At 66.1% G+C, this 20,870-nt stretch carries 20 protein-coding genes; 10 read left to right on the top strand and 10 right to left on the bottom strand.

The annotated features are described in order from the left end of the window. Window positions 1-93 precede the first annotated feature (93 nt). Window positions 94-1,038, top strand: a complete 945-nt coding sequence (locus tag D6860_RS00360; protein ID WP_076624635.1) for an NADP-dependent oxidoreductase — start codon at window positions 94-96, stop codon at window positions 1,036-1,038. Window positions 1,039-1,112: 74 nt separating this feature from the next. Here D6860_RS00360 and D6860_RS00365 read toward each other — a convergent pair whose 3' ends face one another. From D6860_RS00365 to D6860_RS00380, 4 genes are all read right to left on the bottom strand, one after another. After that, window positions 1,113-2,492, bottom strand: coding sequence for a hypothetical protein (locus D6860_RS00365; RefSeq protein WP_083697874.1), 1,380 nt, complete (start codon window positions 2,490-2,492; stop codon window positions 1,113-1,115). Then, complete coding sequence (locus D6860_RS00370; protein ID WP_076624634.1) at window positions 2,489-3,223, bottom strand: SDR family NAD(P)-dependent oxidoreductase; 735 nt, start codon at window positions 3,221-3,223, stop codon at window positions 2,489-2,491. Before D6860_RS00370 ends, D6860_RS00365 begins: the two co-directional genes overlap by 4 nt. Continuing rightward, a complete protein-coding gene (locus D6860_RS00375) occupies window positions 3,220-3,978 on the bottom strand; it encodes an SDR family oxidoreductase (RefSeq protein ID WP_076624633.1) in 759 nt (252 codons plus the stop codon). The genes D6860_RS00370 and D6860_RS00375 overlap by 4 nt, the downstream gene beginning before the upstream one ends. Before the next feature lie 115 nt (window positions 3,979-4,093). Continuing rightward, window positions 4,094-5,143 carry a LysR family transcriptional regulator gene (locus tag D6860_RS00380; RefSeq protein ID WP_017467939.1) on the bottom strand — a complete coding sequence of 350 codons (1,050 nt, stop codon included), beginning with the start codon at window positions 5,141-5,143 and terminating at the stop codon, window positions 4,094-4,096. Window positions 5,144-5,606: 463 nt separating this feature from the next. Between D6860_RS00380 and dctP (D6860_RS00385) the strand changes: the two genes are divergently transcribed. The 9 genes from dctP (D6860_RS00385) (at window position 5,607) to D6860_RS00425 (ending at window position 14,936) form a co-directional block, all read left to right on the top strand. Further along, on the top strand, window positions 5,607-6,635 hold the full coding sequence (gene dctP, locus D6860_RS00385; RefSeq protein ID WP_076624632.1) for a TRAP transporter substrate-binding protein: 1,029 nt from the start codon (window positions 5,607-5,609) through the stop codon (window positions 6,633-6,635). 106 nt (window positions 6,636-6,741) lie between these two features. Continuing rightward, a complete protein-coding gene (locus D6860_RS00390; RefSeq protein ID WP_017468836.1) occupies window positions 6,742-7,257 on the top strand; it encodes a TRAP transporter small permease in 516 nt (171 codons plus the stop codon). Further along, a complete protein-coding gene (locus tag D6860_RS00395) occupies window positions 7,254-8,540 on the top strand; it encodes a TRAP transporter large permease (protein WP_076624631.1) in 1,287 nt (428 codons plus the stop codon). The genes D6860_RS00390 and D6860_RS00395 overlap by 4 nt, the downstream gene beginning before the upstream one ends. Before the next feature lie 178 nt (window positions 8,541-8,718). After that, window positions 8,719-9,096 (top strand): DUF2255 family protein, encoded by a 378-nt coding sequence (locus D6860_RS00400; RefSeq protein WP_076624630.1) that lies wholly within the window; start codon window positions 8,719-8,721, stop codon window positions 9,094-9,096. A gap of 51 nt (window positions 9,097-9,147) precedes the next feature. Continuing rightward, window positions 9,148-9,918, top strand: a complete 771-nt coding sequence (locus tag D6860_RS00405) for an SDR family NAD(P)-dependent oxidoreductase (RefSeq protein WP_076624629.1) — start codon at window positions 9,148-9,150, stop codon at window positions 9,916-9,918. 224 nt (window positions 9,919-10,142) lie between these two features. Continuing rightward, complete coding sequence (locus tag D6860_RS00410) at window positions 10,143-10,727, top strand: 2Fe-2S iron-sulfur cluster-binding protein (protein ID WP_076624628.1); 585 nt, start codon at window positions 10,143-10,145, stop codon at window positions 10,725-10,727. After that, window positions 10,724-11,674 (top strand): FAD binding domain-containing protein, encoded by a 951-nt coding sequence (locus tag D6860_RS00415; protein WP_076624627.1) that lies wholly within the window; start codon window positions 10,724-10,726, stop codon window positions 11,672-11,674. Before D6860_RS00410 ends, D6860_RS00415 begins: the two co-directional genes overlap by 4 nt. Window position 11,675: 1 nt before the next feature. Continuing rightward, on the top strand, window positions 11,676-13,856 hold the full coding sequence (locus D6860_RS00420) for a xanthine dehydrogenase family protein molybdopterin-binding subunit (protein ID WP_076624626.1): 2,181 nt from the start codon (window positions 11,676-11,678) through the stop codon (window positions 13,854-13,856). 219 nt (window positions 13,857-14,075) lie between these two features. Continuing rightward, window positions 14,076-14,936 (top strand): aldo/keto reductase, encoded by an 861-nt coding sequence (locus D6860_RS00425; RefSeq protein WP_076624625.1) that lies wholly within the window; start codon window positions 14,076-14,078, stop codon window positions 14,934-14,936. 85 nt (window positions 14,937-15,021) lie between these two features. On the opposite strand, the gene D6860_RS00430 is transcribed toward D6860_RS00425, so the two are convergent. From D6860_RS00430 to D6860_RS00455, 6 genes are all read right to left on the bottom strand, one after another. Beyond that, a complete protein-coding gene (locus tag D6860_RS00430) occupies window positions 15,022-15,972 on the bottom strand; it encodes an SMP-30/gluconolactonase/LRE family protein (protein ID WP_076624624.1) in 951 nt (316 codons plus the stop codon). Beyond that, window positions 15,969-17,261: a TRAP transporter large permease gene (locus D6860_RS00435; protein ID WP_076624623.1), complete on the bottom strand. Its 1,293-nt coding sequence runs from the start codon at window positions 17,259-17,261 to the stop codon at window positions 15,969-15,971. Before D6860_RS00435 ends, D6860_RS00430 begins: the two co-directional genes overlap by 4 nt. Then, entirely contained in the window at window positions 17,261-17,776 is a 516-nt protein-coding gene (locus D6860_RS00440) for a TRAP transporter small permease (RefSeq protein ID WP_017467541.1), read from the bottom strand. The genes D6860_RS00435 and D6860_RS00440 overlap by 1 nt, the downstream gene beginning before the upstream one ends. Before the next feature lie 8 nt (window positions 17,777-17,784). Continuing rightward, window positions 17,785-18,759 (bottom strand): TRAP transporter substrate-binding protein DctP, encoded by a 975-nt coding sequence (gene dctP / locus D6860_RS00445; protein ID WP_017467542.1) that lies wholly within the window; start codon window positions 18,757-18,759, stop codon window positions 17,785-17,787. 134 nt (window positions 18,760-18,893) lie between these two features. Further along, entirely contained in the window at window positions 18,894-20,399 is a 1,506-nt protein-coding gene (locus D6860_RS00450; RefSeq protein WP_076624622.1) for a tripartite tricarboxylate transporter permease, read from the bottom strand. 7 nt (window positions 20,400-20,406) lie between these two features. Then, the gene (locus D6860_RS00455) at window positions 20,407-20,856 is read right to left on the bottom strand and encodes a tripartite tricarboxylate transporter TctB family protein (RefSeq protein WP_076624621.1); all 450 of its coding nucleotides are present in this window, start codon (window positions 20,854-20,856) and stop codon (window positions 20,407-20,409) included. Window positions 20,857-20,870: the final 14 nt, after the last annotated feature.

Here is a 20,870-nt window from a genome sequence, read left to right on the forward strand (position 1 = left end):
AAGGGCGCGCCTATGGCCGGACACCGCGCGTTGTCCGGCCGCGTCGTGGCCCATACACCTGACAAAACGCCAACCCGGCAGCAGGAGAGACATATGAAAAGCGTAGCCTTCAACGAATTCGGGGACTCCTCGGTGCTCGAGGTCATCGACCGCGACATCCCGGTCCCCGGTGCCGGCGAAGTGGTCGTCAAGGTGACCGCCGCGCCGGTCAATCCGACCGATCTGTTGATGCGCGACGGCAAGCAGGCCGCGTTGATGACCGAGCTTCAGCCGCCCTACATTGCGGGCATGGAATTCTCGGGCCATGTTCACGCCTGCGGCGAGGGCGTGGAGCTGGCGGCCAGACTTCCGGTGATCGGTGTCACCAACCCGCGCCGCCCGGAGGGCGGCGCGCACACAGAGTATGTCTGCGTGCCGGCGGGGCAGGTGGCCGAAGTGCCCGAGGGCACCGACCTGGTGACCGCGGCGACCGTGCCGATGAACGCGCTGACCGCGATGCTCTCGCTCGAGTTGGTCGCGCTCGAGGCCGGGCAGGTGCTGCTCGTCACCGGCGGTGCCGGCATGCTCGGCGGCTCCGTGCTTCAACTGGCGCACCAGGCCGGTCTCAAGGTCGCCACCAACGCGGCGGAGGCGGATGCCGATCTGGTCCGGTCGCTCGGCGCCGACGTCGTGCTGCCACGAAGCGAGGGGCTCTCGGAGGCCTTCAAGGCGGAGTTCGGAGAAGCCGACGGCCTGATCGACGGGGCACTGATCGGCGATCACGTCGCGCATCTGGTCAAGCCCGGTGCCACGGCTGTCTCGCTTCGCAAGTCCAACCCCATCACCGACTCGCGCCTGAACTGCACCTACGTCTCGGTGCTCGACGGCATGGCGCGGCCCGAGATGGTCGCAGCGGTGGCCGAGCATATCGCGAAGGGAACGCTCAAGGGGCGTGTCGCCCCTGACGGCGTCTTCGCGTTCACCGATGCCCGCGCAGCCTTCGAGATGGCCGAGGCCAACAAGGCACGCGGCCGCGTGGTCCTGAGCTTCGCCGACTGACCCCGCAGCAGCTGACAGGCCAAGCCGATCGGACGCCGCCCCTCCCGCAGGGGCGACGTTCTTCGTTCTTCCAGTCAGGTGAGGACGTAGGCGTAGAGCAGGACCCAGGCCGACAGCAGCGCCATGGCGGCGCAGAAGAAGCCCCGGTTCCACACCCAGCCGACCTGCCATGCCTTGATGCCGCCGAAACGCGCGATCAGCAGTGTCGTGGCCGTGAAGGGCGAGGTGATCCCGGTCAGGATCCAGCCGCAGATCATCGACAGCGCCAGCGCCGAGGGGGCGATGCCGATCGCTTCGGGCGCCGGCAGCAACGGTCCGATCAGCGACAGCGACAGGATCGGGTTCGCGCCGATCTGCCCCATCAGCGGCAGGACCCAGAGCATGGTCAGCAGCACCACCCATGCGGGCAGCGAGGCAAGGTCGAGGTTCGCGGCCCGCATCCAGGGGCCCACCAGAACCGAGGCGGTGATGCCGATATAGCCGGCCGACATCAGCAGCAGGATCTCGTGCTTGTAGGAGTTGATCTCGACAACGGCGTAGTCGCGCAGGCGTTGACCGAAGCCCTCACGCCCCTGCATCCGTAGCCAGATCAGCGAAATCAGCGGGATCACGACCAGCACCACGCCGATGACACGGATGTGCAGCGCCAGTTCCACGGCCAGGATCGCGGCCAGCATGATGAGCAGCAGCAACCCCAGCGGCAGCAGGGCCGTCCAGCGTCCGGGGTCGAGCTGGACCGCCTTGCGTCCGCCCGACACCTTCGGCTTGAAGATCGTGTCCATCGCCCAGCCGGTGCCGAAGTAGAGAATGCCTGTCACGATCCCCGGCAGCAGCAGCTGCCCCCAGCTTGTGCCCGGAATGACCGAAACCGCGATGGCCACGGAAAACGACAGTGGCGACCATGGCAGGGAGGAGATGAAGCCGCGCTGGATCGCCAGCATCATGCGGCGGATGCGGATACGGCGGATCTCGGCGTCGGGCTCGGTCTTCGCGCTGGCAAGCGACAGCCCGCCCAGCAGCTGGATGGCCCCGTAGTTGAGGATCAGCGCGAAGACATGCGCTCCGACCGTCAGCGCCATGTAGCGCCGTCCCGGTGGCTGGCGGGCAAGATAGGTGCCCGCCCGTTCCATCGAGGGCGAGGATTGCGAGACATTGCGCAGCAGCGACAGCGAGCAGAAGAACGCCGCGTAAAATCCTGCAGTCTGGAGCGCCCGCAGGACGGTATCGGTCCAGTCGGGTGTCTGTCTCATCAGCCCCAGCGTCACCGCAGCGGCGACCGCGAGGAACAGCCAGCCCACGAGCCCCGCCTCGAGCGCGAGAAAGGGCACCAGCGCCAGGCCGAGCAGCGCCACCGGCGATTGCAGGACCTCAATGGCGGTCCATTCCACGACCGCCTGAAGCGCGATCAGCGCCAGTGTCACGGCGCTGAAGGCAAGCCTGACCGCCTGTGTCACTTCCGCCGCCCGGCGGTGTAGCCGCCGTCGACCGGCACCACCGCGCCCGTCACGTAGCGTGCCAGATCCGACGCGAGAAAGGCGATGACCTCGGCCACTTCCTCGGGGGCGCCGGCACGGCCGAGCGGATAGGCCCGGCGCAACCGGTCGCTCATGTCGGGGTCCGAGAAATACATCTCGGTCATCGGCGTGCGGATCACCCCGGGCGCCACGGCGTTCACCCGGATGCCCAGCGGCCCGAGATCGAGCGACAGCTGCTTGGTCAGACCCACGACGCCATGCTTGGCCGAGACGTAAGCCGCGCGCCCCTCCGAGGCGAGCAGCCCCGAGGTCGAGGCAACATTGACGATCGCCCCGGACCGGCCGGTATCGCGCAGTCTCCTGGCCACGCCTTGCGCCACGTTGAAGGTGCCGTTGAGGTTGACGTTGAGGATACGCAGCCAGTCAGCCTCGGCAATTTCCAGCGGGTCGGCGAATTCACGCATCCCCGCGGAGTTCACGAGGATGTCCGGCAACCACCCTTCGGCTGCGAGCCTGTCCAGCAGGTCCGTGACGGCCTCGGCGTCGGTCACGTCGAGCCTCTCGGCGCGGCCGCCTTCGGGCGGCGCGCCTTCGCCGAGGTCGGCGACGACGACGCGGGCTCCGCGCGCGCTCATCAGGGCGGCGCTCGCGGCGCCGATGCCGCTTGCACCGCCGGTGATGAGAGCCGTTCTGTTCTCGAGCCCGCTCACAGCAACGCCCGGGTCATGCCGCCATCGAACTGGATCGTCTCGCCGGTGATGAAGCCCGCGTGCTCAGACGACAGGAACGCCACCGTCGCACCGAGCTCCTCGCCCTTGCCGGGACGCTTGAGCGGGATCGCAGCGACCCGCGCATCGAGGTTATGGTAGTTGGCAAAGGTGGGGGTGATGACCGTGGCCGGGGCGACGGCATTCACCGTCACGCCGTCGGGGCCGAGTTCGTCGACAAGGTGCTTGAGCGCGGCGTGCACGCCGGCGCGGAAGATCGAGCTGACCGCGTGGCGTGGCATCGGCTGCTTCACGCTGGCCGAGGTGATGGCCACGAGCCGCCCCCATCCCTTGCCTCGCAGAAGCGGCGCAAGATGCCGGAGCACGAAAAGGGCGCTTTCAAGCTGGTTGTGATAGGCGACCTGCCAGCGCTCGTCCTCGGTCTCGTCGAAGAAGTCCCGCATCGGGCTCGGCGGGCGCGGCGTGTTCAGGATGAGGATGTCGATGCCACCGGAGGCTTCGACCTCGGCGCGCATGCGCTTCACGTCGTCCTGCTTCGTCACGTCTCCGGCATAGCTCTCGGCGGTGATGCCATGCTCGCCGGCAAGCCGTTCCGTAACCTCGGCCAGAGTGTCGGTGTTGCGCGCAGAAAGCGCCAGGTTGACCCCTTCTGCGGCCAGCGCCTCGGCGCTTGCCAGGCCCAGCCCCGACGTGCCGCCAATCACCAGCGCGCGCTTTCCCGCGATCCCCAGATCCATCCGTTCCGCCCTCCCTGCGGTCATTGTCCTCAGGGCAAAATCATAGGCGAAACGGGCCGTTGTGAAACACGCTGCGCGCGGCCATAGGGCACGCCTTGAGAGGGCATACGACCCGTCAGGCCACCCGGTCGCGGGCCGCCGGGGGCAGGTCGGCCTCGGCCGCCTTTTCGGCGGCGGCCTTGCTCAGATCCTCGGCCACGATGGCACGCAGCTTGTAGCGATCGACCATCTCGGCGATGATTTCGAGGATGAAGCTCTCCACCGCCGTGCGGGCCCGGGTGACGGGTCGCACACGCGACCGCGCGAGATAGGCGGTGCGGCGAATCGTCGGCTCCTTGATCGGGACCATCGCGAGCGTGCCAGCGGCCACCTGCTTCATCACCGCGCCATGCGACAGCAACGTATAGGCGCTGGCACGGCTGACCATCTCGACGATGTGCGGCAGAGAATCGATCTCGGCGATGACGTTGAGATCGACGCCGATGGTGCGGGCGAATTTCTCCTGCAGTTTGCGCGCGCCGTGGGTCTGGCTCGTCAGCACCAGCGGCAGCTCCGAGAGCTGCGCCGCGCTGATCGGCTCAAGGGCCACGCCGTCCTCGCCCAGCTCGCCGGGCCAGTTGTCGACCGCGGTGACAAGGAACATCTCTTCGGTCAGGATCGGTTGCAGCGCGTAGCTGATGTTGTCGGGCGCCTCGTAGACGCAGCCGAGGTCGATCCGGTCGGTGTTGAGCCACTCGATGATGTCGCCGGACATTGCCTCGGCGATGTGCAGCTTGATCTGCGGGAACTCGTAGTGGATCGTCTCGAGAAGCGGCACGCTGAGCAGGATGCTCAGCGACGGCGGCAGGCCGATGCTGAGCGTGCCGCGCGGCTCGCCGCCAATCTGGCGGATCTCCTCGATCATGGTTCCCACGTCGTTCAGGATTTCCTGTCCGCGCTTGGCAAGCGCGACGCCGGCCTCGGTCATCTGGACGCCCCGGGCGCCACGGATCGCGAGCTTGGTGCCGAGCTCGTCCTCGAGCTTGGCGATATTCTCGGACAACGACGGCTGGGCCATGTTCAGCGCGTTCGCCGCAGCCGAGATGGAGCCGTGTTCCGCCAGTGCAAGGAAATACGAGAGCCGTTTGAAGTTCAGGTTGCTCCCGGGCTTTTCATGCCTGCTCATGTCAATCCCTCCCAAGTCGACAAAGCACATGCCTGTTCGGCAATAGGCAGACGCTATAGTTCCGGGGCTTCCATGTCCAGAGTAATCCTTTCCCTGGTCCTTGAGCGGGGGAGAATCCGCCCATTGGCAGCTGATAGCGCGAACGATCGCTGAACGCGGCGCTTCGCCAGATCGCGAAATCAGACGTTGTTTCATACCTTTGAAGCGCCATACGAAACTCGCATCGGAGGAACCGATACCCGCAGCCAGCCTTCGCGACGACGGTCGAAAAGTAGTTCTATTGATGGAACTTCATCGTGAAGCGCGACGGCCCGTTAGTGGCTTTGCCTATGTAGCGCCAAGGCGCGGCATCGCCCCCCAGGGCAGGGCAATTGACCGCTGCGCGGCGCGAAACCTAGTCTTTGGCACCGGATGGACTTGGCCCGCTCCGGGGTATGGATCGGGTCTGAAGGGAGGAAAAATCATGTTCAAGACAACCGTAAAGGCGATCTCGCTCGGGGCCGTGTCGGCACTCGCGCTCAGCGGGCCCGCCGCAGCCATCGATCCGCGGACCTTCCGCGTGACGCAGGTGTTTCCGAGCACCCACTGGCACATGACCGAGGGCATCCAAGGCTTCGCCGACAAGGTCAAGGAAGCCACTGACGGCGCGATCGATTTCGAGATCTACCACGCCGGCCAGCTGGGCAAGGAAAGCACCACCGTCGTCACCTCCGGGCTTGCCGACATGGGGCTGCTGGTCCCCGGCTACGAGGTCGAAAAGCTTCCCCTGACCTCGGTCGCGGAGCTGCCCGGTTATTACGACACCGCCTGCGAGGGCACCCGTCAGTTCTGGGAACTCGCGCAGCCCGGCGGCGCGATCTACGAGGCGGAGTACAAGCCGCTCGGGATCCGGCCGCTCTACGTCATGACGCTGCGCCCCTATGAGGTTCAGACCAACGAGGAGATCGTCGAAAGCGTCGAGGACATGAAGGGCCTCAAGCTGCGCGCCAACGGTGCGATGGCCAAGACCGTGGCCGCCGTGGGCGGCACCCCGGTGCAGGTGACCTCGAACGAATTCTACGATGCGCTCGCGCGCGGCACCGTCGACGGCGGCATGTGGATTTCGGGCTCGACCAAGCTCGTCGGCCTCGAGAACGTGCTGAACCACACCGTCACCGGCACCCGGATGGGCGCGGGCAGCACCTTCTTCGCCATCTCCGAGCGGGTCTACCAGTCGCTCGATCCCGAGTTGCAGGAGATCCTCACCAAGGCCGGCGAGGAAATGACGATGCACATGTGCGAGTACCTGCAGAACGCCGACGAGACCGGCGAGGCCGAGCTGGTCGAGGAAGGCAAGCTGACCGTCCACCCGCTGTCCGACGAAGAGGCCGCGCGCTGGAACGAGATGCTCCTGCCGGTGGCACAGCAGTGGGCCGACGAGATGGACCGCTCGGGCCGTCCGGGGACCGAGATCCTGAACGCCTACAAGGAGGCGGCGGACGCCATCGAGTGATCCGGCACCAGCCACAGCCGGGGCCGCGCGGATCGACCGACGCGGCCCTTTTCACACCCGTCGCAAGACCGGGGTCCAAGGAGAGGCATAAAGGGGAGATGCGATAATGGGGCTGGTCCTCAAACGTCTCGAACAGGCTGCGATGCTGATCGCGATGGTGTCGATCACGCTGATCATGCTGATCGTGAGTTTCGACGCGATCCTGCGCTACGTGTTCAACGCGCCGCTGCAGTGGTCCTACGAGCTGGTGGGCTACTACCTGATGGTGGTGGGTATCTACTTCGCGCTGTCGGGCACCTTCACATCGGGCGACCACGTCAACATCACGCTGGTGCGTGACATGCTGCCGAAGCGGTTTCTGGCCTGGATCGACGTGGTCTGGTGCCTCGTCTCGGCCGGGATCTTCGCACTGCTGACACTGGGCACATGGCGCAACGTCGCCGACGCCTGGACACATAACGAGTTCATTCCCGGCTACATTTCATGGCCGTCCTGGCTGTCGCACCTGTGGATTCCGCTTGGCGCGGCCCTGCTGGTGGTGCGGCTGCTCTACCATGTCGTGATCCTCGCCACGCGCGGCCACGACGACGATGTCGAAGACCACGGGGAGCCGATGGAATGATCCCACTGACCGGAATACTCATCCTTTTCGCGATGCTGCTCGTCGGCGCGCCGATCAGTTTCGCGATGATCGTCGCCGGGGCGGCGGGGCTCTACATGATCGGTGGCGAGATGCCGATGATGGCCATCCTGTCCTCGTTCCCGCGCGAGACGGCGATTACCCGCGAATTCATCACCGTGCCGATGTTCCTGCTGATGGCAGAGCTCGTGCTGAAGTCGGGCATCGCCGACGATCTCTTCCGCACCGCGGCGGCCTGGTTCGGCCGCGTGCGCGGCGGCCTCGGGATCGCCACGGCGCTGGCGGGTGCAGGCTTCGGCGCGATCTGCGGGTCGTCGACCGCGGCGGCCGCCACCCTGTCCTCGACCTCGCTTCCGGCGATGACGAAATACAACTACGAGCGACCGATGGCGGCTGGTGTCGTTGCGATCTCCGGCACCCTGTCGATGCTGATCCCGCCGAGCGTGGCGATGATCGTCTACGGGCTGCTCGCGGATGTGTCGATCGCCCAGATGCTCGTGGCCGGTGTCGTGCCCGGCATGCTCGTGACCTTCACCATCGGCTTCACCGTATGGTTCCTCGCCTGGCAGAAGCCCGAGCGTGCGCCGATCTCCGAGAAGGTGCCGCTGCGCGAGAAGATCTACCTGCTGCGTCTCATCGGCCCGATGCTGCTGCTGATGCTGGCCGTCACCGGCGCCATCTACGGCGGCGTGGCGACGCCCTCCGAAGCCTCGGCGCTGGGAGCCTTCGGCGCGGCGATCCTGTATTTCGCCCGCGCCCGCCGCAGCTGGCCCGAGATTTACGAGGTGTTTTCCAAGGCCGCCCGCACGTCCTGCATGATCGCGCTGATCGTGATGTCGGCACATGTCTTCTCGACGTTCTTCGCCATGACCCAGACGACGCAGGGCCTCGTGCGCTGGGTCGGGGATCTGCCGCTTCCGTCCTGGGGCGTCATCATCGTCCTCGTGCTGATCTACATCCTGCTCGGGACGTTCCTGGACCAGATGGCGATCCTCGTGCTGACAGTGCCGATCGTGGTGCCGATGGTCATCAACCTCGGATACGATCCGATCTGGTGGGGCGTGATCGTCATCGTGACCGCCGAGCTCGGAATGGTGACACCACCATTGGGCCTGAACGCCTTCGTGGTCTCGCGATACTCGGGCACGCCGGTCGGCGAGGTGTTCCGCGGGATCTGGCCGCACTTCATCGCCCATATCATCGCCATCGGAATCCTGCTGCTGTTCCCGGCCCTGTCGCTGTGGCTTCCGCATCAGATGAACTGAGGTTTCCTCCCTGCCGCACCTCTCTGGCGGCAACTGTGGCCCCGGACCCAAGGTCCGGGGCCTTTTTCATGTGCGAAGGTTCCATGAGGTCCGCTCATGAATGGGGTGATCTCCGCGGCACTTATGCGCCGATCTCAAAGCCCCACATCCTTGGACACAGACGGATCGGAGGCATCACATGGGTTGGACGAAGCAGGAACTGGACACGATCGAAGACGCCGATGACTTTCGCATCGCACCGCTGCGCGAGGACGGCGTGACGACCGGAACGCCCACCTTCATCTGGTCGGTGGTGGCCGAGGGCGCGCTATACGTCCGTGCCTACAGCGGCACCGAATCGAGCTGGTATCGCGCCGCGCTGCGCGAGCGTGCAGGCCGGATCAGCGTGGCCGGCATGACCCGCGAGGTCACCTTCTCGCCGGCAGAGCCCGAGCTGAACGACCGCATCGATGCCGCCTATCGCGCCAAGTACGTCTCCAGCCGATACCTCGCGCCGATGGTTTCGGACCGCGCCCGGGCCGCCACCGTGCGGGTGGATGCTGACGACAACGACTGAAGGGCAGGGCGGTTCGTCCCGAACCCTGACCGAAACTGAAAGGAAAGCAGGATGAAACAGCTTCTCACCGGAAAGACAGCCATCGTCACGGGCGCGAGCAAGGGCATCGGCCTCGCCATCGCCGAGCTCTTTGCCGAGGAAGGCGCCAATGTCGTGCTGACCGCGCGTGGCAAGGAAGCGCTCGACGCGGCCGTTGACGGCATCAACGCCAAGGCCGGGGGCCGGGCGCGCGGCATCATTGCCGACAGTGCCGATCCGGATGCGCCCGCGCAGGTCTTCGCGGATGCCATCGAGGCCTTCGGGCAGGTCGACATCCTCGTCAACAACGCCGGTGTCGGAGAAATGTATGCCATCGAGAAGACCTCGACCGAGCACTTCGACAAGATCATGCAGATCAACCTTGCCGGGCCGTTCCGCTTCTGCCGCGAGGCGGTGAACCACATGATGCCGCGCGACGAGGGCCGGATCATCAACGTCAGCTCGGTGAATGGCACGACACCGATCTGCGGCGTCGCCTACACCACGACCAAGGGCGGGCTGAACACCATGACGCTCAACATCGCCATGCGCCTGTCAGGCACGAATATCCGCTGCAACGCCATCGCGCCCGGCGTGACCGATACCGACGCAGCCCGCGCCTGGGCGGCCGGCGAACAGGAGGGCGGCGGCGAGATGCTGGAGTTCTCCGACAAGTACACCAACACCTCCGTGCCCGGCACGGAACCGATCGACCAGGCCTATGCGGCGCTCTATCTCGCCTCGGACATGGGCCGGGCCGTCACCGGTCAGGTGATCCAGGTGGACAACGGCCAGTTCCTCTGAGCGCACACGGCTGACAACCCGTCGACCCGCGCCCGGCCCCCGGGGGCGGGTCGACCGCGTGAATCCGATACCTCCAATGGATTAATGAGCTTGGCCAATAGGTGCTATGTGGTCTGCCGCAATAGTCACGATCTGGCCGCGCAATAGCTTTCTCCGAAACAATCGCCCGAGCCCGTTTGCCACCGGTTCGAGGCTTCTCCCGCAACGACAGGAAGGACCTCGCAATGAGCCCACCCATCGACTTCAGGATCCGCCGCCGCACGCTGCTTCAGGGGGGCGCCGCCGTTGCGGCCTTTGGCGCAGCCTCCAACGGCAACTCCGCGCAGGCGCAGTCGCAATCCCAGGACGCCGCACCCGCTGGCTCCGAGACCACGACCGTTTCGCTGACCGTCAACGGCGAGCAGCGTGAGCTGACCGTGGACAACCGCGTGACGCTGCTGGACGCGCTGCGCGAGCACATGCAGCTGACCGGCACCAAGAAAGGGTGCGATCACGGCCAGTGCGGCGCCTGCACCTGCACCGTGAACGGCGAGCGCATCAATTCCTGCCTCAGCCTCGCTGTCATGCACGACGGAGACGAGGTCGAGACCATCGAGGGCATCGGCACGCCCCAGACGATGGACCCGATGCAGACGGCCTTCGTCGAGAACGACGGCTTCCAGTGCGGCTACTGCACGCCGGGCCAGATCCAGTCGGCTCGCAAGGTGATCGAAGAGATCCGCGAGCGCATGTCGGGCAACATCTGCCGCTGCGGCGCCTACGCGAACATCCTCGCCGCCATCACCCAGGTCGCGGAGGATCAGGCATGAGGGCATTCAGCTACGAGAAACCGACCGACGCGGCGGCAGCCGCGACCGCCGCGGCAGAGACGCCGGGGGCGAAGTTCCTTGCAGGCGGCACCAACCTCCTCGACCTGATGAAGCTCGAGATCGAGACCCCCGTGCACGTCATCGACGTCAACGGGCTGGGGCTCGACGAGATCACCGAGACCGAGGACGGCGGCCTGCGCATCGGCACGCTGGTGACCAACACCGCGTTGTCTGCCGACACCCGCATCCGGCGGGACTACCCAGTGCTGACGCGCGCCATCGCGGCGGGCGCCACGGGGCAGCTGCGCAACAAGGCCACCACGGGCGGCAACCTGCTGCAGAGAACGCGGTGCCCGTATTTCTACGACACCAACATGCCGTGCAACAAGCGCGCGCCCGGGTCCGGCTGCGCCGCGCTCACCGAGGGTGCCTTCAGCCGGCAGCTCGGCGTCATCGGCACCTCGGACTCCTGCATCGCGACGCATCCGAGCGACATGGCCGTTGCAATGCGTGTTCTCGACGCGGTGGTCGAGACGGTCACGCCGAACGGGATGAGCCGCGAAATCGCGCTCGAAGACCTGCACCTGCTGCCGGGCGACACGCCCGAGGAAGAAACCGCGCTGATGCCGGGCGAGCTCATCACCCACGTGCGCCTGCCCGCGCCGGTCGGCGGAACGCAGAGCTATCACAAGGTGCGCGACCGGGCGTCCTATGCCTTTGCACTGGTCTCCGTGGCGCTGATCCGGCAGCCGGACGGCTCCGGACGGGTGGCGCTTGGTGGCGTCGCGCCGAAACCGTGGCGCCGCGCCGAAGCGGACGCAGAGCTGCCCAACGGGGCATCCGCGGTAATGTCGGTGTTGCTCGACGGCGCACGGCCGACCGAGGAGAACGCCTTCAAACTCACCCTCGCCGAGCGCACGCTCGCAGCCATGCTGAAGGAGGCCTGAGATGGACTTCAACGAACCCGCAGGCAGCAATGTCTTCGACGACGAGCGCGTCGTCGGCCAGCGTTTCACACGCTACGATGGCCCACCCAAGGTCACCGGCACCGCGCCTTATGCCTACGAGCGCAATGACGCCGCGCCGGATGCACTCTATGGCTATCCGCTCGGCGCCGGCATCGGGCATGGGCGGATCGTGTCCATGAACGCAGACGAGGCCCGCAATGCCCCCGGCGTGCGCGCGGTTGTCACGACGCTCGACATCGACCCCCTCGAAAAGGGCATGAACAACGTCGCGCGGCTCTTCGGCGGTGCCGATGTGATGCACTACCATCAGGCCATCGCCGTGGTGGTCGCCGAGACCTTCGAGCAGGCGCGTGCTGCGGCCGCGATGATCTCGGTGGAATACGAGGAAGGCGAGCCCGCCGATCTCGATCTCGATGCCGCCTTCGAGCGGGTGCAGGGCACCGGCGAGCCCGACACGCTGGTGGGCGACGTCGAGGCGGCCTTTGCCGATGCGGCGCATGTGATCGACAACATGTATCACACGCCCGGCGAGAGCCACACGATGATGGAGCCGCACAGCTCCACGGTCGACTGGTCCGACGGCGAGGACATGACCGTCTGGACCTCGAACCAGATGATCAACTGGAACCACCAGTCCATCGCGACGACCTTCGGCATCGAGCCCGAACGCATCCGGGTCGAAAGCCCCTACGTCGGCGGCGGCTTTGGCGCCAAGCTCTGGCTGCGGGCCGACGCGGTGCTGGCGGCGCTCGGCAGCCGCGCGGCGGGGGCACCGGTGAAGCTGGCGCTGCCCCGGCCGATGGTGATGAACAACACCACCCACCGCTCGGCGACGGTCCAGCGCATCAGGCTCGCGGCCGACGGCGAGGGTCGGCTCAAGGGCATCTGGCACGAAGCGGCCTCCTATTGCCTGCCCGGAGGACGTGGCGAGAACGCCACCGCCCAGACACCGCTGTTCTATGCCGGCGAAACCCGCCGCGTGAAGAACCACGTGGTGGACATGCCGCTGCCTGAAACCGCGGACATGCGTGCTCCGGGCGAGGCATCGGGCCTCATGGCGCTGGAAATCGCCATGGACGAGATGGCCGAAGCGGTCGGAATGGACCCTGTGGAATTCCGCGTCGTCAACGACACGCAGGTGAACCCGTCGAACCCGGAGATTCCGTTCAGCGAACGCCACTACGTCGAGTGCCTGCGCCGCGGCGCCGAGGCCTTCGGCTGGGCGGACCGCAACACGACGCCCGGCGGCACACGCGACGGCGACTGGCTCATCGGCCACGGTGTGGCAGGGGCCTATCGCGGACATCTCGTGCTTCCCTCGGGCGCGCGCGCGATCCTCGACGGAGGCAAGCTGGTCATCGAGACCGACATGACCGACATCGGAACCGGCTCCTACACGATCCTCGCGCAGACCGCGGCCGAGACCATGGGGCTGCCCTACGAGGCCGTCGAGATGCGCATGGCGAACAGCGCCTACCCGGTATCCTCGGGGTCGGGCGGGCAGTTCGGGGCGCCGAGCTCGACCTCCGGCGTCTACGCCGCCTGCATGGCACTGCGCGCGCGCATCGCCGAAACCCTCGGGATCGAGGAGGCCGACTTTGCCGATGGCCGCGTCACCGGGGGTGATGTCGACATGGCCTTGTCGGAGATCAGCGAAGAGGTCTCGGCCGAGGATGCCATCGCCTGGGGCGACTTCCAGCAGAACTATGCCATGGGCACCTTCGGCGCGCATTTCGTCGAGGTCGGCGTCCACGCCTACACCGGCGAGACACGCGTGCGGCGGATGCTCGCGGTATGTGACTCGGGGCGCATCCTCAACCCGATCACCGCGCGCAGCCAGGTGATCGGCGGCATGGTCATGGGTGTCGGTGCGGCGCTTTCGGAGGACATGGCGCTCGACCGGGCCCGTGGCTTCTTCGCCAACCACGACATGGCGAGCTACGAGGTCGCGGTCCATGCCGACATCCCCGAGCAGGAAGTGATCTTCCTCGACACGCTCGATGCCGCGGCTAGCCCGCTCAAGGCCAAGGGCGTGGGCGAGTTGGGTCTCTGCGGTGTCGCGGCAGCCGTCGCCAACGGGCTCTACAACGCCACCGGCGTCAGGGTTCGCGACTACCCGCTGACCATGGACAAGTTCATCGACCGCCTGCCGGCGGTCTGAGCGGCCTGTCATGAAGAGCCTTGGGGGCGTGCCGCGAGGTGCGTCCCCTTGCGTTCGACGCGCTGGACGATTGATGAGCGCGCGTCATGACTGGCTGTATTGTGGCGTCGATTATCAACCGCCCCGGCGGAGACTACATCGTTCGTCACAAGGGCAGCGAAGACGCTGTCTTCGAACCGAAACGGCCCGGATCGGGCCAGAGAAGAAAGGAGCCTCCCGATGATGCTTCAGGAAACCCAGACCCTCCCGAATGGTGTCGCAATCCCCAAACTCGCGCTCGGCACGTGGATGATCGACGATGACAAGGTCGCCGAGGCCGTCAAGGCCGCCGTGAGCCTTGGCTATCGCCACATCGACACCGCGCAGGCCTATGGCAACGAGCGTGGCGTGGGCGAGGGCATCCGCGAATGCGGCGTGCCGCGCGAAGAGCTCTTCGTGCAGACCAAGCTTGCCGCCGAGGTCAAGGACTACGAGGGCGCGAAGGCTGCCATCGACGAGTCGCTTAAGACCCTCGGCCTCGATTACATCGACCTCTTCATCATCCACAGCCCGCAGCCGTGGGCCGACTGGGCCAGTGATGACCGCTTCTTCGAGGGCAACCTCGCCGCGTGGAAGGCCATGGAAGAGGCGCTCGAGGCCGGCAAGCTGCGCGCCATCGGCGTGTCGAACTTCCAGAAGGAAGACCTCGACAACCTGCTGGAGAACGCGACCGTCAAGCCGATGATCGACCAGGTCCTGGCGCACGTGGGTAACACGCCCTTCGAGCTGATCGAGCACGCCAAATCGAACGGCATGCTGGTCGAGGCCTATTCGCCCATCGGCCACGGCAAGATCCTCGAGAATGCCGAGATCGGCGAGATGGCCAAGAAATACGGCGTGAGCGTCCCGCAGCTCTGCATCCGCTACGTGCTGCAACTCGACCTGCTGGCGCTGCCGAAGACGGCAAACCCGGATCACATGAAGACCAACGCCGACGTCGATTTCGAGATTTCGGACGAGGACATGGAAACGCTCAAGTCGGTGACCGCCAAGGACTACGGCGACGCGACGGCCTTCCCGGTCTACAGCGGTCAGCAGTAACCACGGTTTCGGAAGAAATTCCCCGAAATGATGACGGGGCCGCCCATGGGGCGGCCCCGTTTGCTTTTCTGCGTGACCGCAAAGGTCAGGCGTGGGCGAACATCGGTGCCCCCGAGACCCCGAGCGTGGCCGGGAGCTCTGCCTTGAGGATGCTGCCGGAGTCGCTTTCGGTGATGAACAGCGTCCGCCCCTCCGGGCCTCCGAACGCGCAATTGGTGGTCCCGAGGCCCCGGGGCGAGCGGACCACCGCGATTGGCTGGCCGAGCGCGTTGTGGATCCACACCAGCCCCATGCCGGTCTGGCAGACCACCACGCCGCCCTGGTCGGTGAGCGCAAGCCCGTCCGGCCCCGCGCGCCCACCCGAGAACTGGATGAACAGACCGGCCTTGTTGACGCGCCCGCTCGCCGCCATCGGCAGTCGCCAGACGGCGTTGGCCCGGGTCACCGCCAGGAAGAGCACATGCTCGGCAAGGTCGAGCACCAGCCCGTTGGGGCTGGGCACCTTGTCGATCAGGCAGGACAGCTCTCCGGACTCCGGGCGCCAGCGCCAGACGCGTCCCGACGGGTCCTGCAGGCCGGTCTGGCCCTGATCGGTGAAATAAAGCGCGCCGTCCCGCCCGAAGTGGAGGTCGTTGCACCCCTTGAACCCTTCGGTGTCCGCATCGCCCAGCGCTGTCGTGACATCACCTGTTGCCGGGTCGAGCAGCATGATCCCGTTCTGGTAATCGGCAAGGAAGATGCGCCCGTCCGCGTGGATCTTGAGCCCGTTGGGCTGCCCCTCGTACTCGGCGACCTGGGTCACCTCGCCGGCTGGATCCGCGCGGAACACCCGGCCAAAGGGGATGTCCACGAAATACAGGTTTCCCTCGCGGTCGAAGGACGGACCCTCGATGAAGCTGTCCACCGGCTGCCCGCGCCGGTTCTTCTCGGCCCAGTAGGAGGAGACCCCGGGCCGTCGAAGGGCGGCGGGCAGCTCGGTGAACACGGTCGCGTCGATGACGACGGGATCGGGGAAAGGGTAGGTGGGAATGGTCATCCGAACGTGAACTCCGGCAGGAACAGCGCGATTTGCGGAAAGGCGATCAGCAGCAGCATGAACGCGAGGATGATGATGAAGAAGGGCAGGGTGCCCATGATCACGTCCTCGACCCGCACCTTGTCGGACGAGCTTGCGACGACGAAGAGGATCACGCCCAGCGGTGGGGTAAGCTGGCCCAGCTCGACGAGGATCACGACGAAGACACCGAACCAGATCGGGTCCACATCGAGCGCGAGCAGCGCCGGGAAGATCACCGGCACGATGATCGCGATCATTCCGAGGCCCTCCATGAAGCAGCCGAGGATGGCGAAGACCACCATGATGATCAGCAGGAACGCCGTGCGCGAGACGTTGGCCTCCTCGAGCATGCCGACGAGGTCCTCTCCGACGCCCGACAGCGCGGTTGCATAGGCGAAGATCATCGAGGTGAAGACGATGAACAGGATGTTCCCGCTCATCCGGACAGTGCGGGACAACGCGCTTCCGAGCAGCGACAGACTGAACTTCCCGTAGAGCGCCGCGATGGCGATGGCACCGACGGTGCCGACCGCACCGGCCTCGGTCGGCGTGGCGAAGCCACCGTAGATGCTGCCGAGCACGATAACGATCAGCAGCAGGAAGGGCACGATGTCCAGCAGGGCGCGGCCGAGGTCCCCGAACGACGTCTTCTCGTCGGATTTCGGGGCAAGCCCGGGGTTCACCAGAACGCGCGCGATGATGAAGGCCATGTAGAGCAGGGCAAGCACGATCCCCGGCACCAGACCCGCCGCGAAGAGCCGTGCGATCGAGGTTTCGGTGAAGGTCGCGTAGATGATCATGGTGATCGATGGCGGAATGAGGATGCCCAGCGTGCCGCCCGCCGCCAGCGAGCCCGCGACGAGCCGCTTGTTGTAGCCGCGCCTGGTAAGCTCCGGCAAGGCGACTGTAGACATCGCGGCGGCGGTCGGCGCGGAGCCGCCCGAGATCGCGGCGAAGATGCCGCTGCCGGCGATGTTGGTGTGCATGAGCCCGCCCGGAAGCCGGCGCATGAAGGGTGCCACCCCGTTGTAGAGACGGCCCGCAAGGCCCGATCCCAGCAGGATCTCGGCCATCAGAACGAACAGGGGAATGGCGGCAAGGGTGAAGCTGTTGGACGCGCCCCAGCTGACCATGCCGAGGGCACGGAACCCGCCGAAGCCGTTCAGCATCCAGATGTAGAAAAGCCCGGCACCGGCCACGGCAAACTGCACCCACATGCCACCGAGAATGAGGCCGATGAGAACACCGAAGGCGAGAATGGCTTCCATCAGTTGGTCTCCTTCCGGCGGAACGTGAGCAGGAACTGCTCGATGAGGAAGATGCAGATGACCGTGAAGCCGAGCGGCGGGATCATCTGCGGTATCCACAGCGGCGTGCGCAGCACGGTCGCCGCGAAGCGGTTGCGCGAGAACGAGCTAAGCGTCAGGTCCTTGGCCTTCCACGCGAGGATCACGCAGACGATCAGTGCAACGATGACGAAGACCCGCTGCACCCAGGTGCGAACTGCCGGCGAATACTTGTCGAACAGGAAATGCACCTGGAAGAGGGAGCCCGCCCGCAGGGCGAGCGCGGCTCCGAAGAAGGTGAGCAGGACGACGCAATAGCCGGTGAGTTCCTCGGCGAAACCGAGCGAGTAGTTGAAGGCACCGCGCAGGACCGCCTCGAGGCAGACCAGCCCGACGAGCGCCGCCAGGACGGCACCGCTGAGCACCCGGGTGACCAGCGCCGCCGCGTCGAAGACGGGACCGGCAGAAGCCGGTCCGCTGTTACGTTCGTCCATCATTCAGTTGCTCACTTTCCGATCGCGTCGCGCACGGTCTGGAGTGCCTCGACGTATTCCGGGCCGTTCTGCTCGGCCCACTCCTCCCAGAACGGGGCCAGCCGCTCGCGCGCCATGTCGGCGTCGCCCTCGGCTTCCTCGACGAGGGTCATGCCCGCCTCGGACTGGGATGCCTTCTGGGCCTCCTCGTCCTCGAGAAACGCCGCGGTGGTGGCCGGGCCTTCCTCTGCCACGATGGCGCGCAGCGTCTCCTGGGTTTCCGGCGACAGCGCCTCGAAGGAGTCCGCGTTGGCGATGATCATCGAGTTTCCGTAGTTCACCGCGAACCGGTAGTTGTAGGGCAGGAATTCGTGCCAGTTCTTCGCGCCGCCCGCGCTCGCGGTCAGCACGCCCTCGATGACGCCGCGCTCCAGCGAGGTCGGAACCTCCGAGCCCGAAAGCGTGATCGCGGCCCCGCCGAACTCTTCGATGAAGTGGCCCTGTTCGGGCGACGTCACCCGGATCTTGTGGCCTTCGAGATCCGACAGTTCGTCGATCTCGAAAGTGGTGAAGATCGTCTGCTCGGGGTAACGGTAGCCGCCAAGCAGGACGACGTTCTGCTCGGCGAAGGCCTCCACCAGCACGGGCTCGATGGCGGCGTAGGCCTTGTCCCACTCCTCGTCGTTCTCGATCAGCATGGGAAGGTTCAGCACCCGCGCGATCGGCACGTTGCCAGAGAAGAAGAAGTCGGCAGCCATATCGACGATGCCGTCGCCCACCGCCTGGGTGATGTCGGCCGAGGCGATCTGCAGGGTCTTGCCGAGATGCAGGGTGATGTCGAGGTCGCCATCGGTCTCCTCTGCGGCGCGATCGGCGATGCGGTTCATGCCCTTGACCGCCGATGTCGTCGACACCGAGGAGTAGGTGTAGGCGGTCCAGTTGTCCGCATGTGCCACGGCCGTCGAGGCCATCAGGAGCGCCGAGGCGCCAAGTGTCGTCAGTTTCATCGCTTTTCCTCCTTTACACCGTGACGGTGCCTCTTGCGAAAATCTGGCGTCGGGCCGCTCAGCGGAACGCGCCGGTGTCTGTGTCCGGGGGGCCGTATCTATCGGTCCGGCCGCCCGGGGCTTGTCCGGGGCCGTCACATGCCGCTCTGCTTGCGACGGTCGGTGAGCCTGCGCTTGACGATCGGGCCGACCACCACCGCGACGGTGAGCGCCACGAGGACCAGGCTCGTCGTGTTCTGGAACAGCACGCCCCAGTCGCCACGACCGATCCGGAGAGCGAGCCGGAGGTTCTCTTCGGCGAAGCCACCTAGGATCAGACCCAGCACCACCGGCGGCAGCGGGAACTTCAGCTTGTCCATCACCCAGCCGATGGCACCGAACCCTAGCATAAGGTAGACGTCGAACATCCGGCCGTGGATCGAGTAGACCCCGATCAGCATCAGCACGATGATCACCGATCCAAGCAGCGGACGCGGCAGGATGAGAAGTCGCGCGAAGCTGTTGGTGGCAAGGCTGCCGCCAAGCAGGATCAGCAGGATCGCCCCGAACAGGAACTGCCACATGAAGCCGAAGACGATGCCGGGGTTCTCGCGGAACAGCATCGGTCCCGGTTGCAGGCCATGGACCAGCAGGCCACCCAGCATCACCGCGGCAACGGCGGTTCCCGGGATGCCCAGCGTCAGCGCCGGGATCAGGGCCGAGGCCGTGTCGGCGTTGTTCGCGGTCTCCGAGGCGGCGACGCCCTCGGGCTCGCCTTCGCCCCATCTCTCGGGATGCTTCGAATTGCGACGGGCCTCGTTGTAGGACATGAACGCCGCCATCGAGCCGCCCGCGCCGGGCAGGATGCCGATCCAGATGCCAAAGACCGACGAGCGCAGCCAAGTCTTCCAGAAGCCCTTCATGCGGGGAATGGCCTTCCAGATCGGCTCCGTGCCGAGCTGCGAGCTTTCGATGCCGTCGGTCTTGAGCGGCGTCTCGAGCAGGTCGATCACCGGCGGCAGGGCGTAGAGACCCACGAGGAGGATCACGATGCTGATGCCGTCGAGCATTTCGAGCTGGCCGAAGGTGAAACGGTCGTTCCCGTAGATCGGATCCGACCCGATGACGGAGACGAAGACCCCGAAGCAGGCCGAGATCAGGCCCTTCACCGGGTTGCCGCCCAGCAGGAAGATGATCGAGGCCAGGCCGAACACGGCGACCCAGAAGACCTCGGACGGGCCGAACAGCAGCGTGACCTTGGAGAGCGGCGGGGCGAGCAGCATCAGCGCGAAGGCAGAGGCGATGCCGCCAATGGCCGAGGAGACGACCGCGACCTGCAGGGCGAAGCCGCCCTCGCCCTTTTGCGCCATCGGGTAGCCGTCAAAGGTGGTGGCCACGGCGGCAGGCGTGCCGGGGATGCGCAACAGCACCGCCGGGATCGCGCCGCCATACATGGCGCCGTTGTAGATGCCGGCCATCAGCCCGAGCGCGACGAGCGGTTCGAGACCGAAGGTGAAGGGCACGAGCACCGAGATGGCCATCGTCGCGCTCAGGCCGGGCATGGCGCCGACCACGATGCCGGCGAGCACCCCGATCACCACGGCGGCGAAATTGCTGAAGCCGACTACGGCGGGAAGTGCCTGGAGAAGATCCGAGTACATGGCGACCTCATTCGGTCCAGAGACGGCCGGCAGGGAAATCCTGCGACATGCCGAAATCGAAGATCAGCCAGATCGTCCCGACAACGATGGCCGTGGCGAGGGCAAGTCCGAGCGGGTTGCGAAATCCGAAGAGGAACGCGGTCAGCGGCACAGCTACAACCGTGCTCACGTAGAACCCGATGAAATCGGTGGCGAGGGCATATGCGACGATCAGCGCGAAGGCTCCGACGACGCGCGCCGGCGACTTCGTCATGGGCTGGGCGGGTGTGCCGGCAGCGGCCTTGCGCTGATCCATCATCAGCAGGATCGCGGAAAGAATGATCAGCCCGACGAGCATGGCCACAGGCAGCAATGCCGAAATCGGCCGCAGCGCGGTGGCCGGAACGAGGAAGCCGGCGGCGACCACGATGATGCCCAGGGCCGTCAGGGTCTCGGGGCGGGACAGGCGGTTTGACATGAGACTGGCTCCGG

It is taken from the genome of Salipiger sp. D13, assembly GCF_003703915.1.
GTDB lineage: Bacteria > Pseudomonadota > Alphaproteobacteria > Rhodobacterales > Rhodobacteraceae > Salipiger > Salipiger profundus.